This window comes from Gloeobacter violaceus PCC 7421 (assembly GCF_000011385.1).
Taxonomy (GTDB): domain Bacteria; phylum Cyanobacteriota; class Cyanobacteriia; order Gloeobacterales; family Gloeobacteraceae; genus Gloeobacter; species Gloeobacter violaceus.
Map to the genome: position 1 here is coordinate 2,820,167 of NC_005125.1, position 13,273 is coordinate 2,833,439.

Genomic DNA, 13,273 nt, shown 5'->3' on the forward strand with positions numbered 1-13,273 from the left:
AGAATTTTCGATAAAGTCGTAGTCGTTTGGCGAGGAAGAAAGAAGGAATGCCCGACGGAATCACCGAAGAATACTTTGCCCTGCAGCATTTCACAAATCGGCACTCGCTCACTCGGCGTTTTGCCACACGGCTTCACAGCAATCCTACTCCCCAGACTGTGCTTTGTCTCCACGGTGATGGGGGCAACGGCAAGTCTTTGCTATTGCGCTACTGGTATGAGAGTGCTTGCAAGCTCTTTCAGGACTGGGAACAAGCTAACGCCAACGACGACGATCGCGACTTCGTAAACAGACTCACGGCTTTACCCAACTCTCACTACCTACCGATCCTCTCAGTATTTCACGACTTTGGCCAACCTGGTTGCAACGAAGAACAGCCCCAGCACGACCTTTATGGAACCCTCATGATCCACAACGCCCTTGTGCAAGCTGCGATCACTAGGGGCTTAAAGCACTGCTTCGTATTTCCGCGTTTTTCCTTTGCAATCGCATGGTCCTTACATCGAACGGGGAAATCAAAACAAGAAATCCGTCCTCTTTTTCCGACAGACGCAGTTTTTGACTTTGTAGCAGCTATCGTTGACAGCGCAATCGGAATTCCGATTGCCACTGCTGGAAATGCCGTTCGAAGAATCATTGCAAATTACACATTGCCTACCGATGAACAACAGTTGCGTGTGCAGTTCGAGGGCCAACTAGACGAACACTGGATGCGTGAGCTCTGCCAGAGGAATCCACGTCGCGATTTATTACCGAAACTGCCGGAACTCCTCGCCAAGGATATCAATGATGCGATGGCTCGGTTCCCCAAAGCCAGGATCGTCCTGCTTTTTGATGCTCACCAAGCTTTCTGGGGCACTGAACAAGACGCTGCACCAGGAAGCTATCACCAACGCGACGAGTGGTTCCGCCGTTTCCTTCTCTCTTTGGATCTCGCTGGCGGCATTGTGGTAGTCGTTGCAAGCCGGGAGCCTCCTCGATGGTCCGAAGCGAGTCGGCATCCGATTTCTCGCAAACATCTAGAATCTGAGCTTGTCGGCCACCTGACAGAAGCAGACGGTCGCGAGTACTTGCAAAAGTTAAACATATCGACACCGACACTGCAATCGAGCATGCTTCGTTACGCCAGTGTGAGAGATGGCGAGATCCACCCCCTTTACCTCGCGCTCTGTGCGGACTTAGTATTAGCAGCGCGAAACCAAGAAGAGGAGATCCAAGCAGACACGTTTGCACAAAGTGCTTCGCAAACCAATAAGCCTCGCGAACTGCTTGAAAGACTAACCCACTATGCGAACGAGAAGCTGCTGGATATCCTAGAAGCCTTGAGTGCTTGTCGATCGTTTGATCTCAGTGTCTTCCGTGTACTCGGGCAGAGCCTAAATTTTGACACCGACGACGCTACTTTTCGAGTGCTTTGCAGATATTCATTCGTGTGGCCGACCCAAAACCGTAATGGTTCGTATCGTATTCATGATCTTATGAGGCGGCTCAATACCCAATTTGATACGGAGTTGACTCGTCGTGCGCACGAACTCTTGATCGATTATTACCAAAGAGAAGGGAATCTTGCTGAGTCCATATACCACTGCTATTGCTTGGATCAAAAGCAAGGGATAGCCAGTTGGTGGCCGGAATTTCTAAGGGCAGAAAGATTCGGAAACTATGAGCTGTGTCGCAACCTGCTGGACGTCTTGGTTTTGATGGATATATCAGGGTTAGACAAAGTCACTGTTCTATTGAGTGTTGGACTGTATTTTGCAAACCTTGGCCAACTTGACGAAGCCAGGAGCAGGTTTACTGAAGCCATCGATGTTTCCGACGAACTTCTTGCATTGGAGCCTCAGAATGTGTCTTTTGTCGTAAACAAATCTTCTGCATTGATGGACCTTGCCGATATCCAAGCGAGGACGGTTGGTGTTGACGAGGCAATTCAAGTTTTACGTCAAGCCATAGCTGTCGTCGAAAATGCATTAGAATCTGGGTTAGGAAATACAACGGACGATGATAAATACCTAACAGTCAATAAGCTTAGAGGATTGTTCGACTTGGCTGTTTTGCTCAAGTACGTCAGCATTCTCGAAGCCAAGGAAAGGCTCAATGAAGCGTTGTTATTGTGCAGAGAAACGTTACTCATATTCCCTGATTTCACCAGTGTACTTTTTCGAAGCGGTCTCATTCTAGATCATCTCGCCCGAATGGCCGAACACGAGCCTCAATTATCCAACCCAGAAGATATATACAATGAATCCATCTCTACGTATGACAGGCTGTTAGAGCTTCAGCCCGAGAATTTCAACGGCTACAAAAATAGAGCTGTTACATTTGACAATCTTGCAAGATGGAAATCTCTGCTAAATGATTGCGCTGGGGCTGAGGAAAATTTTGTAAGTTCTATTATCAACTACGACATAGCACTTGAACTGTCACCCGATTATTTTGGGGGCTATTTCGCGAAAGGCAATACTTTGTTCGCTAGCTATCGTAATCTTTTGAAAATGGATCGATATCCTGAGGCGCTGCAAAGATTGAATGAAGCTGTTGAAGCGTATAGCGAAGCTTTGCAGCGCATTCCCAATAATATAAACTGCATTAAAATGAAGGGTTTGGCTTTGTTTGAAGCTGTTTATCTTTCGAGTTACCTTAGCCTGTCTGATTCTGTTAGCCTGTTCTTGCAGAATGCATTAGTTGCTTTTGAGACATATCTTCAAAACTGCCCAGACGACCTCGATATGCAAGAAAAACTGTCCTGTCTAAGGAGTTTTTCCGATTAAGACCTGCTTAACTTAATAATGTGTAATTTGTTCGCATATTGGAGCCCCGAGGATGACTCACATCACCGTTGATCTACCTGAAACTGTGTTCTCTGCACTTCGGAAAACCCCCGATGAATTTGCTCAAGAAATGCGCGTCGCGGCTGCTATCAAGTGGTATGAACTGGGTCAGATCTCCCAGAGTAAAGCAGCAGAAATCGCCGGTCTGAGCCGTGCCGAGTTCATCAATGCCCTCTTTCGCTATCAAGTCTCTCCTTGCCAGTACACCGAAGCTGAACTGGCAAGAGAACTGAGTGATGCCGACTGAGCGCGTCGTGGTCAACGCCTCGCCCCTGATCACGCTCTGCAAGAGCCAATTGGTATTCCTGTTGCCCGAGCTCTTCATCCAGAATCCAGATCCAGGTTCCTCCAGCAGTGTGGCAAGAAGTCACTGCATGCAAGGATGATCTTGCTGCCCAAACTCTACCCCACGCCTCGTGGGCAAAAAAAACCGAATCTGTATCCATTGCTCCTGTAATTGCTGCCTGGGATCTTGGACCAGGACTTGCGCAGCTTTGGCGCTCTCTAGCAAACCGTTCTACAAGTACAAAATCTCGGCATATTTGAACTTTTGCCGTGTTTTTGTTGCTAGGCTGGCATCATGGCTACTGACTCTGTTTCAGCGTCCCGTGAATGCCTGCAGAACCGGGCTATTTTCAGGTTCAAGGATCTCAATGGTTCCGGCCTCCATCGATCTAGTCTGCGGCGTCTGGAGGAAGCAGGACAGATCGAGCAGATTGCCCGCGGCATTTACAGGAACACCAGGGCAGACATCACCACCCACCACAGCCTGGCAGTCGCTTCTACGCTAGTTCACCGCGGGATCGTCTGCCTGCTGTCGGCTCTGCGCTTTCACGAACTGACCACCCAGGCGCCCTTTGAAGTCTGGATGGCCATTGACCACAAAGCCTATCGTCCCGCCGACCTGGCGATCCCTCTGCGGGTTGTTTGGTTTTCCGGCGAGGCATTCACCTCCGGTGTTGAAGAGTATGTGGTGGAAGGAGTGCCGGTGCGGGTGTACTGTCTGGCCAAGACCGTGACCGATTGCTTCAAGTACCGCAATAAGATCGGCCTGGATGTGGCTCTCGAAGCCCTTCGTGAATGCCGCCGTGAGGGGCGTTGCTCGATGGATGAGCTGTGGCATTACGCCCGTATCTGCCGGGTGGCAAACGTCATGCGCCCCTACCTGGAGGCGCTGGCGGAAACATGAAGGACATGGCCGCCTCCGTGCGCGACCGCCTGTACGCGGAGCACCGGCGTCGGGGAGAGGAGTTTCAGTTTCTTGTGACGCGCTACGCCCTGGAGCGAGTGCTTTACCGGCTTGGCCGCTCCCGGCACGTCGAGAGCTTCGTCCTCAAAGGAGCGATGCTCTTTGCCATCTGGGCCGACGAACCGCACCGGGCCACCTAGGATGTGGACTTGTTGGGGTCTGGAGACAACACGACCGCCCATCTGGAGGAGGTTTTCCGGGAAATTTGCACGCTGGAAGTGGAAGCGGATGGCCTCGACTTGAAGGCGAATACCGTTCGTTCACGGGTGCTCAAAGAAGGACAGAAGTACGAAGGGGTAAGGCTGGAGTTCGAGGCGTGCCTGGGAAAAATCCGGATCCCTATCCAGATTGACATCGGTTTTGGAGACCACGTTTATCCTTCTCCTCAATCCACTGAGTACCCGACAATCCTTCCGACATCTGCAAAACCCCGCCTTCGCGCCTACCCGGCTGAAACCGTGGTAGCGGAGAAATTCCAGGCAATGGTGGAGTTGGGTATCGGTAACAGCCGGATGAAAGACTTCTACGATCTGTGGTTTCTGTGCCGAGACTTCCAATTTGAAGGAGAAACCCTGCGCTTGGCAATCAAAGGGACTTTCGAGCGACGCGATACAGCGCTGCCGGTTGCCACACCTCTGGCCCTGACGAGGCAGTTCACGGATGATGTGGCCAAGAAGGCCCAATGGGCAGCATTCCTCAAAAAGGGACGCTTAAGAATGCAACCGCAGGAGTTGGCTCAAGTGGCTTGTGAACTAGAGCGGTTTCTCATGCCTCCGGCGCTGGCCGGATCGCAAACAGCTCCGTTCAAGCTGTGCTGGCCGCCGGGCGGCCCCTGGCGCCCCACCGCAGTCAAGCCCTGAGCCAAGCACAAAAACGGGTGTGCTAAACTCCTCCGTGTTCGAGTTTGAAGGATTGCCCCAGGGTCTGCAAAACCGTGATTCCCCAGTTCGAATTTAGGTGCCGCCTCTCAAAATCAAACCCATGTCCTGATTGTGAATCTCTCTGTCGGCGTTCATTTAGCGCCTGAACAGGAGGCCCATCTCAAGACGGGCGCCATTGGGCAGTGCGAGGGATTCCTGACGGTTGCGAACTACCACATTTGCGTAGCCTTCGGCGACAGGCAGCGTGTGTTCGTAAAGCCTGGCGTTTTCGACATCCACCACCCAGTAGCGCGGGATGCCCGCCGCTGCGTAGGCGCGGGCCTTGATCGAGAGGTCTGCAGCCAGAGTGGAGGCCGCAACTTCGATCACCAGCAGCACCCGGTCTGGAGTAGGGTGTCCACCTTCGTAATCCAGTCCTTCCGGGTCGGGCTCGACCAGAAACACATCCGGGACAGGTTCGCTGTCCGCGCTCAAAGCGATCGGCTGCTCGGAGAGGAGTTGACCGAGTGGGTAGCCCAGGGCCAGAAGCGCTTGCAGGAGACGCCGCACCACCGCGGCGTGCAGTGGGCCTTGCGGGGGCATAGACAGGATGCGTCCTTGCAGCAGTTCGATGTTCTCGTCCAGTCCGAACACCCCGGCTTCGAGAATCCGGTGATACTCAGCAACCATAAAACGGCGTTCCGATACAGCGACCACCGACCCGATTCCTTGACAGTTGAGTCGATTGTGACTCAAAAAGCGCCACCGGCCACGTCTGTGAACCAACACCCTCTATTTCTGGGATTCCGTAGATACGGCCTGGATGCTTTTCCGGCTTGACCGCTCCCGGTACGCCGAGAGCTCCGGTTCTGGGCGCACTACTTGATCAAGTCGAAGACCGTAAACAGCGGCAGGTACATCGCCAGAATGACCGAGCCCACCAGTCCCCCGAGTACCACGATCATGATGGGCTCCAGCAAACTGGTAAGCGCCTTGACCGCCTGCTCGACTTCCGATTCGTAGAAATCGGCGACTTTCATCAGCATGCTGTCGAGTTCGCCCGACTCTTCGCCGACGCTGATCATCTGTACTGCCATGGGCGGAAAGGCTTTTTCTTTTTTGAGGGTGGGGCTAATCAGACTGCCTTCGCGGATCACCCGGCGCGCTTCATCCACGGCGTCGGCGATCACGGCATTGCCGGCGGTGTCGCGGACGATCTCCAGGGCACTGAGGATAGGCACCCCGGATCGCACCAGCGAGCCGAACGTGCGGCAGAAGCGAGCCACCGAGGCTTTTTGAATCAAATCGCCAAACAAAGGCAGAGCAAGCTTGATGCGGTCGACCACCCGCCTGCCGCCGGGGGAATTGTTGTAGCGCCGGTACAGCCAGGTGATCCCACTGCCGGCGACAATCAAAAACGCCCAGGCAAACGGGTTTTGCAGCAGTTCGCTCAGGCCCATCAACGTCTGGGTAAAGGCGGGTAATTCGCCCCCGAGTTGCTTGAAGATGTCCTTGAAGACCGGCAGGATGAACGTCACCATCGCCAGGAAAATAATCACCGCGAGGATAAGCACCGTAACCGGATAGGCGAGGGCGGATCGCACCTGCCGCTGCAGACGGTCTTGGTCTTCAAGCAACTTGGAGAGCCGGTCGAGCACCTGATCGAGCAGCCCCCCGGCTTCGCCCGCCTGGATCATCGCCACGAACAGGTTGTCGAAAGCCTGGGGAAACTTGCGCATCGAGGCGGCAAGGCTGCTGCCCTGCTGGACGTCGAAGCTCACCTGGGTGAGCACTTTTTTGAGCTTGCGGTTGGTCGACTGCTCTTCGAGCACCGTCAGCGAGCGCACCAGCGAGACGCCGGCGCTGGTCATCGCCGCGAGCTGACGGGCAAACAGCGACTTGTCGCGGATGGTGATGCGGGTGGTGGCCGTCTGGAGCGCCTCCAGCGAAAAAGCCCCCTGCAGGGCGCTCGGCTGGACCTCGGCAATCTGCAGCACGTACATGCCCTGCTCGCGCAGGCGCGTGCGCAGCGTGACGGCGCTGTCGGCCTCGACGGTCTCCTCGATGGCGGTCCCCCGGTAGTCGCGCACGCGGTACTTGAATTGCGGCATAGCGGTCGCTCAAAGGCAGCTTAGCGGTTGGTGATGGGCTGGGTGAACGAGGGGCGGGAACCACCGCCGCCGCCGGGGCCGACGGCCGGACGGCCCGCCGCCGGGGGGGCTCCGGCTATGCGCTGGAACTCCTCGGGCCTGGAGGTGCGGGCGAGGGCGTTCTCGTAGGAAATCCGGCCCGCCGCGTACAGGTCGCGCAGGGATGTCTCCAGGGTCTTCATGCCCAGATTGCCGCCGGTCTGGATGGCCGAGTAGATCTGGCTGGTCTTGCCCTCGCGGATGAGGTTGGCGATGGCAGGGGTGACGATCATGATCTCCTGCGCCAGGCAGCGCGACTGGATGCCGCTGCCGGCGTCGGCGCGCGGGATCAGCGTTTGGGCGAAGACCGCCACCAGCGAATTGGAAAGCTGTACGCGGATTTGCTGCTGCTGGGCGGGCGGGAAGACATCGACCATGCGGTCGACCGTCTGGGCGGCGGAGGAGGTGTGCAGGGTGGCAAAGACCAGGTGGCCCGTCTCGGCGGCGGTGATCGCCAGCTGGATCGTCTCCAGATCGCGCATCTCACCGACGAGGATGACGTCCGGATCCTCGCGCAGGGCGGCGCGCAGGGCGTTGGCAAAACTCTTGGTATCCTCGCCCAACTGGCGCTGGTTGATAAAGGACTTTTTGGGCACGAACAGATACTCGATCGGATCTTCGACGGTGAGGATGTGTTCGGATCGGCTGGTGTTGATGTAGTCGATGAGCGAAGCGAGGGTGGTCGTCTTGCCCGAGCCGGTGGGACCGGTGACCAGCACCAATCCGCGGGGCCGGTCGGCGATATCGCGCATCACCGGCGGCAGGCCCAATTCGTCGATGGCCGGGATCTTCGAGCTGAGGGCACGCAGGGCGGCGGCGTAGTGGCCCTTGTCCTTGTAGACATTGATGCGAAAGCGGGTGGCACCGATACCGTGGGAGAAATCCAATTCCCAGTGCGCTTCGAGGTGTTGGCGCTGGCCGGGGGTGAGCAGGCTGAAGATCATCGCCTGGGTGTCGTCGGGAGCGAGGGGCGATTCACCCGCAAAGCGCAATTTGCCCCCGGCGCGGATGCACGGCGGCATCCCGGCAGCGATGTGCAGGTCGGATCCCGACCAGTCGACGACGGTCTGCATCAGTTGCTGGATGGTCGGTACGGGCATGGCGTTCCTCCGAAACTCTCGCTGGCTAATCGATCCGGGGCAAAGTGCAGTAGGGACAGGCGGGCCATTCGCTGTGCAACTCGCCGCCGCAGCCGCGGCAGATGGGGTGGCTCGCGGCCGCGGGGCTTCCCGCTTGGTCGGTGTCGGACAGGGTGACGCGCTCGACTTCCTCCAGGCTGGTCACCCCCGCGCGCGCCAGATCTAGAGAACCTGCCAGCAGCGAACGCATCCCGCCCCCCGCCGCCGCCTCGCGCAGCGTCTGGGTGGTGGCTTCGCGGCCGATCAGTTGGCGCAGGTGTTCTCCCAGGGACATGATTTCGTAAACTCCGACGCGCCCTTTATAACCTACGCCGCCGCAGCCGGGGCAGGCTGCTCCCCTCTGCCCCCGCACTCGAAAGTACGTCCCGCCTGTGAGGCCAAAGCGGGCGAGGCGCTCAGGAGGCGGTACATACGCCTCTTTGCATTCGCCGCAAAGCCGGCGCAACAGCCGCTGGGCGAGCACGCCCACCAGGGCACTGGCAATCAAATAGGGGGCCACCCCCAGCTCCCTGAGGCGCGCCACCGCTCCGGCCGCGTCGTTGGTGTGCAGGCTGGTGAGCACCAGGTGACCGGTGAGGGCCGCTTCGATGGCGGTCTGGGCGGTCTCGCGGTCGCGGGTCTCCCCCACCAGCACGACGTCGGGATCTTGGCGGAGCAGCGCGCGCAGGATGCGGGCAAAATCGAGGCCCTTCTCGCGGATTACCTGCACCTGGGTGATCCCCGCCAGGGTGTACTCCACCGGATCTTCGGCGGTGGCGATGTTGACCCCCGGCTCGTTGCGCTCGGCAAGCGCCGCGTAGAGGGTGGTCGTCTTGCCGCAGCCGGTGGGACCGGTGACCAGAAACAGCCCGTGGGGGCGACGAATCAATTCGCGCACCGCCGTGAGCGTCCCGGCCTCGCCAATCAACTGGTCGAGCCCCAAGCGGGTGGCGGCGTTGTCGAGCAGCCTCAGCACCACTTTCTCTCCGAAGCGCCCCGGCAACGTCGAGACGCGAAAATCGACGGCCCGCTCCCCGACGCGGCGGTGCAAACGGCCGTCTTGGGGCAGACGGCGCTCGGCAATATCCAGTTCCGAGAGGATCTTGAAGCGCGACACCAGCGCCAATCCCAGCTCGGCGCTCAGCGGTTCGCCGGCCTCGTGCAGGACACCGTCCCTGCGCAGGCGGACGCGCACCCCGGCGGGCTGCGGTTCGATGTGGATGTCGGAGGCCCCTTCCGCCACCGCCCGATCGAGAATCTGGGAGGAAAGCCGCACCACGGGCGCCTCCAGCTCGCCCGCCGCCGACTCCGGATCCGTCCCCATCGGCGCTGCCTGGCAGGCTGCAAGCAACGTGGCAAAATCCTGGGCGTCGATGGCAAGACGGCGCAGGGCGAGACCGCGCAACCGCCCCCGCCGCTGCAGTTCGTCGAGGGCTTCGAGGCGCTCAGGATCGACCATCGCCACGGCCAGCACCCCCTCCTCCTCGCGCACGGGCAGCAGCCGGTAGTGGGCGCAACTTTCGATAGATAGCCAGCTCTCGACCAACCGCCGCAGGCGAACCGGATCGACCCCGCCGGGGTCGAAGGCGGCGACGCCGTAGCGGATCTTCAATTCGAACAATCGCTGGGCGGATGCCATGAACCCAATCCGGGTAAACGCCAAACAGAGCGTACCCCGCGACGGTGCCGGTTTCTCACCCGTGCGGCGCCGAACAAACCGGGCCGCCCTGGAGGCGCAATCGACCCGGCCGGGCCGGGCACCCCGGTAGGATGCGGTCCACGACCACCTTGATAACCCAAGGCTTTTATGACAGGCACCCCGAAATTTGCCGGGCCGACCCGGCTGTTGTTGCGCGCCTACGGCGAATCTCCTTCCACCGCACTGCGCAACGAACTGGTCTGCCGCAACCTGGGCCTGGTGCGCAAGATCGCCCACCAACTGGCCCGCGGCAGCAGCGAGCCGTTGGAAGACCTCGTGCAGGTGGGCGCCATCGGCCTGATGCGCGCCGTCGAGCGCTTCGACCCGTCTTTGGGCCACGCCTTCAGCTCCTTTGCCACCCCCTGCATCCGGGGAGCAATGCAGCACTACCTGCGCGACCACGGCCACAGCGTGCGCCTGCCGCGCCGATTGCTTGAGCTGGATAGTCGCGCCCGCCGGGCGGCCCACGCCCTCAGCCAGCGGCACGGATGCACCCCCAGCGAGCGGCAGGTGGCTTCGGCCCTCGATATCAGCGCCGAGGAGTGGCTCCAGATGCGCCTGGCGCGCGCCAACCGCACCCTCGTAAGCCTCGATGCGCCCGCCGGCCCCCACCCCGACACCCCGCCCTTGGTCGAGCTGCTGCCGGGGCCGGACACACCGGAAGTCTCACCGGAAGGACAGGAGCGCGCCCACCTCGCCCGTGCCCTCGCCCAACTGGAAGCGGCGACCCAGGTCGTGGTCAGGCAGGTCTATTTTGAGAAGCGCACCCAGAGCGAGACCGCCCGCCGCCTGGGGGTCTCGCCCATGACCGTCTCGCGCCGTCTCAAAAAAGGCACCGGCCAGCTGCATACGCTGTTGCAACGCGCCCTGTAGCATTCTAGGATTCGTTTACATTTCGTTAGCATCAAGCCCGATCCTGTGGGCAATCGCTTTGCCGGATCGGGTGTATTGACGCGCTAAGCACAATTGCTTACGAACGGGGATCGCCAGCTATAGCAACGTTGGCCGCTTCCGGCCAATGCGTCCCGGCTTTCTTGAGAAAGTGTTAAAAGAAACAAAAGTTGAACATGGAGTTTACAACAATCTGATAGACTAAACAAAAGTCATCAAAAGTTATTAATGGGTGGTGGGCAACTTGGACAACCGCAAAGAAAAGATTCTTGTTGTCGACGACGAGGCCAGCATCCGCCGCATCCTGGAGACCCGTCTGTCGATGATTGGCTACGACGTGGTCACGGCTGCCGACGGTGAAGAGGCGCTCGAAGTCTTCAGCCGCGAGCACCCGGACCTGGTCGTGCTCGATGTGATGATGCCGAAGCTGGACGGCTACGGCGTCTGCCAGGAACTGCGCAAGGACTCCGACGTCCCGATTATCATGCTGACCGCCCTGGGCGACGTGGCCGACCGGATCACGGGTCTGGAGCTGGGAGCGGACGACTACGTCGTCAAGCCCTTCTCGCCTAAGGAACTGGAGGCGCGCATCCGCTCGGTCCTGCGCCGGGCCGACCGCGACACCGCGAGCGGCATCCCGAGTTCGGGCGTCATTCACGTGGGCGATCTCAAGATCGACACCAACAAGCGCCAGGTCTACAAGCGCGGCGAGCGCATTCGCCTGACCGGCATGGAATTTTCGCTGTTGGAGCTGGTGGTCAGCCGCTCCGGCGAGCCCTTTTCGCGCTCGGAGATCCTTCAAGAAGTTTGGGGCTACACGCCCGAGCGCCACGTAGACACCCGCGTGGTCGATGTGCACATCTCGCGACTGCGCTCCAAGCTCGAGGACGACCCGTCCAACCCGGAACTGATCCTCACTGCCCGCGGCACCGGCTATCTGTTCCAGCGCATCACCGAACCCAAAGAATAGCGCCATTGCTCAGTTGCCGGGCGAACCCGGCAACTGTCACTTCTGCAACGAATTAGTCATTACAGATTTCTAGATTTCGCGCCACACTCTGCACAGCGGCTTTCAAAAGTGCGAGGTCTTCGGGGCCTGTGGCCCAGTTGTTGAAAGCCGCCCGCAAAGCGACTTTTTCCTGCCAGACGGTGCTGCTGAGAAAGACCCGACCATCCTCCCGCAGCGCGGCGTCGGCCGCACGATTGAGAGCGTTGAGTTCGACGGTACTGAGGCCGGCCCGGATATACCGAAAGCATACGATGTTGAGCGAAACGGGGGCTACAAGTTCGAGGCTGCGCGTCGTTTGCACCCACCGCCCGAACTCGTCGGCCCAGCCGACGCACCGCTCCACCAGCGCCCGGTAACCAATCCGGCCGTAAGCTTTGATGGCGCACCAGGCAGCAAGCCCCCGAAAGCGGCGCGAGAGTTCGGGCATGTGGCTGGTGGGGTCCCAGCCCGCATCGGGCTCCGGAGCGATATACGCGGCGTCGGCACTGAAGGCCGAGCGCAGTGCCTCCGGGTTGCGCACGAAGACAAAGCCGCAGTCGTAGGGCAAATTCAACCACTTGTGCCCGTCGGACGCGAGCGAGTCGGCCCGCTCCACACCCTGCACCAGGGGCGCAAGACGATCGCAAAGCCGGGCGCAAAGACCGAAGGCACCATCCACGTGGAGCCAGGCACCCCCAGGATGGAACTGACACAGATCGGCGATCTTGTCGAGCGGATCGAAAGCACCGGTGTTGACCTCGCCGGCGTTGGCGATCACGATGGCAGGACCACCGATGGTCTGCAGCGTTGCCGCGAGCGCACCGAGATCGATCACCCCGCCGGGCGCAGGCACCTGGCGCACTGTGCTGCGGCCCAATCCCAGAGTGGCAAGCGCCTTTGTAGTACTGACGTGCGTTGCCGTGCTGCAGACGACCGGCACCGGCTCGAAGCCGCTCAGCCCGTCGCGGGCCGGATCGAAGCCCAGCTGTGCACCGACCCACTGGCGGGCAGCCGCCAGACCGATAAGATGAGCGTTTGAAGTGCCGCTGGTCAGCGCTCCTACCCAGTCGGCGGGCAACTGAAATAGTTCTTTCAGCCACCGCATCACGACCAGCTCGGTTTGAACGGCAGCCGGGCTGGTTGCCCACAGACAAGCGTTCTGGTCAATGGCGGAGGCCAGCCAGTCCCCGGCCAGGGCAGCAGCTGTGGTTCCACCGATCACAAAGCCAAAGTAACGTGGTCCAGCAGAGGCAACAATGCCCGGTTCGGCCCGGCTCAACCACTCTTCGACTGCGGCAGCCGGCGGCGTGCCCTGCTCCGGCAGCGGTTCCTCCAGGGCAGCGGCCAGTTGCACAACCGATACCGGCTTGCCGACCGGCCGCTGCGCGAGGCTGGCAACGTATTTGGCCGCCAACTCGGCCGTCCTGCCCAAAATCGCAGCGGACGCC

General features: G+C 59.5%; 12 protein-coding genes. 7 read left to right on the top strand and 5 right to left on the bottom strand.

Annotated elements, in window-relative coordinates; genetic code table 11:
• Nucleotides 1-47 precede the first annotated feature (47 nt).
• From GLL_RS13730 to GLL_RS13745, 5 genes are all read left to right on the top strand, one after another.
• On the top strand, nucleotides 48-2,771 hold the full coding sequence (locus tag GLL_RS13730; protein ID WP_011142653.1) for a tetratricopeptide repeat protein: 2,724 nt from the start codon (nucleotides 48-50) through the stop codon (nucleotides 2,769-2,771).
• A gap of 52 nt (nucleotides 2,772-2,823) precedes the next feature.
• On the top strand, nucleotides 2,824-3,078 hold the full coding sequence (locus GLL_RS13735; protein ID WP_011142654.1) for a UPF0175 family protein: 255 nt from the start codon (nucleotides 2,824-2,826) through the stop codon (nucleotides 3,076-3,078).
• 333 nt (nucleotides 3,079-3,411) lie between these two features.
• Complete coding sequence (locus GLL_RS13740; protein WP_011142655.1) at nucleotides 3,412-4,020, top strand: type IV toxin-antitoxin system AbiEi family antitoxin domain-containing protein; 609 nt, start codon at nucleotides 3,412-3,414, stop codon at nucleotides 4,018-4,020.
• Nucleotides 4,017-4,220, top strand: coding sequence for a hypothetical protein (locus GLL_RS22990; protein WP_011142656.1), 204 nt, complete (start codon nucleotides 4,017-4,019; stop codon nucleotides 4,218-4,220). The genes GLL_RS13740 and GLL_RS22990 overlap by 4 nt, the downstream gene beginning before the upstream one ends.
• 9 nt (nucleotides 4,221-4,229) lie before the next feature.
• The gene (locus GLL_RS13745) at nucleotides 4,230-4,940 is read left to right on the top strand and encodes a nucleotidyl transferase AbiEii/AbiGii toxin family protein (protein WP_197530003.1); all 711 of its coding nucleotides are present in this window, start codon (nucleotides 4,230-4,232) and stop codon (nucleotides 4,938-4,940) included.
• A 156-nt stretch (nucleotides 4,941-5,096) separates the two neighbouring features.
• Here the strand turns inward: GLL_RS13745 and GLL_RS13750 are convergent, their stop codons facing one another.
• The 4 genes from GLL_RS13750 to GLL_RS13765 all read right to left on the bottom strand — a co-directional run bounded on the left by GLL_RS13750 (nucleotide 5,097) and on the right by GLL_RS13765 (nucleotide 9,886).
• On the bottom strand, nucleotides 5,097-5,657 hold the full coding sequence (locus GLL_RS13750) for a Uma2 family endonuclease (protein ID WP_011142658.1): 561 nt from the start codon (nucleotides 5,655-5,657) through the stop codon (nucleotides 5,097-5,099).
• 161 nt (nucleotides 5,658-5,818) lie between these two features.
• Complete coding sequence (locus GLL_RS13755) at nucleotides 5,819-7,051, bottom strand: type II secretion system F family protein (RefSeq protein WP_011142659.1); 1,233 nt, start codon at nucleotides 7,049-7,051, stop codon at nucleotides 5,819-5,821.
• A gap of 20 nt (nucleotides 7,052-7,071) precedes the next feature.
• Nucleotides 7,072-8,229, bottom strand: coding sequence for a type IV pilus twitching motility protein PilT (locus GLL_RS13760; protein WP_011142660.1), 1,158 nt, complete (start codon nucleotides 8,227-8,229; stop codon nucleotides 7,072-7,074).
• 25 nt (nucleotides 8,230-8,254) lie between these two features.
• A complete protein-coding gene (locus tag GLL_RS13765; RefSeq protein WP_164929076.1) occupies nucleotides 8,255-9,886 on the bottom strand; it encodes a GspE/PulE family protein in 1,632 nt (543 codons plus the stop codon).
• A gap of 168 nt (nucleotides 9,887-10,054) precedes the next feature.
• Here GLL_RS13765 and GLL_RS13770 point away from each other — a divergent pair, with 168 nt between their 5' ends.
• Nucleotides 10,055-10,819 carry a sigma-70 family RNA polymerase sigma factor gene (locus tag GLL_RS13770; protein WP_011142662.1) on the top strand — a complete coding sequence of 255 codons (765 nt, stop codon included), beginning with the start codon at nucleotides 10,055-10,057 and terminating at the stop codon, nucleotides 10,817-10,819.
• A gap of 262 nt (nucleotides 10,820-11,081) precedes the next feature.
• A complete protein-coding gene (gene rpaB / locus GLL_RS13775) occupies nucleotides 11,082-11,807 on the top strand; it encodes a response regulator transcription factor RpaB (RefSeq protein WP_164929702.1) in 726 nt (241 codons plus the stop codon).
• 52 nt (nucleotides 11,808-11,859) lie between these two features.
• On the opposite strand, the gene GLL_RS13780 is transcribed toward rpaB, so the two are convergent.
• Nucleotides 11,860-13,239 carry a pyridoxal phosphate-dependent decarboxylase family protein gene (locus GLL_RS13780; protein ID WP_197530004.1) on the bottom strand — a complete coding sequence of 460 codons (1,380 nt, stop codon included), beginning with the start codon at nucleotides 13,237-13,239 and terminating at the stop codon, nucleotides 11,860-11,862.
• Nucleotides 13,240-13,273 lie beyond the last annotated feature (34 nt).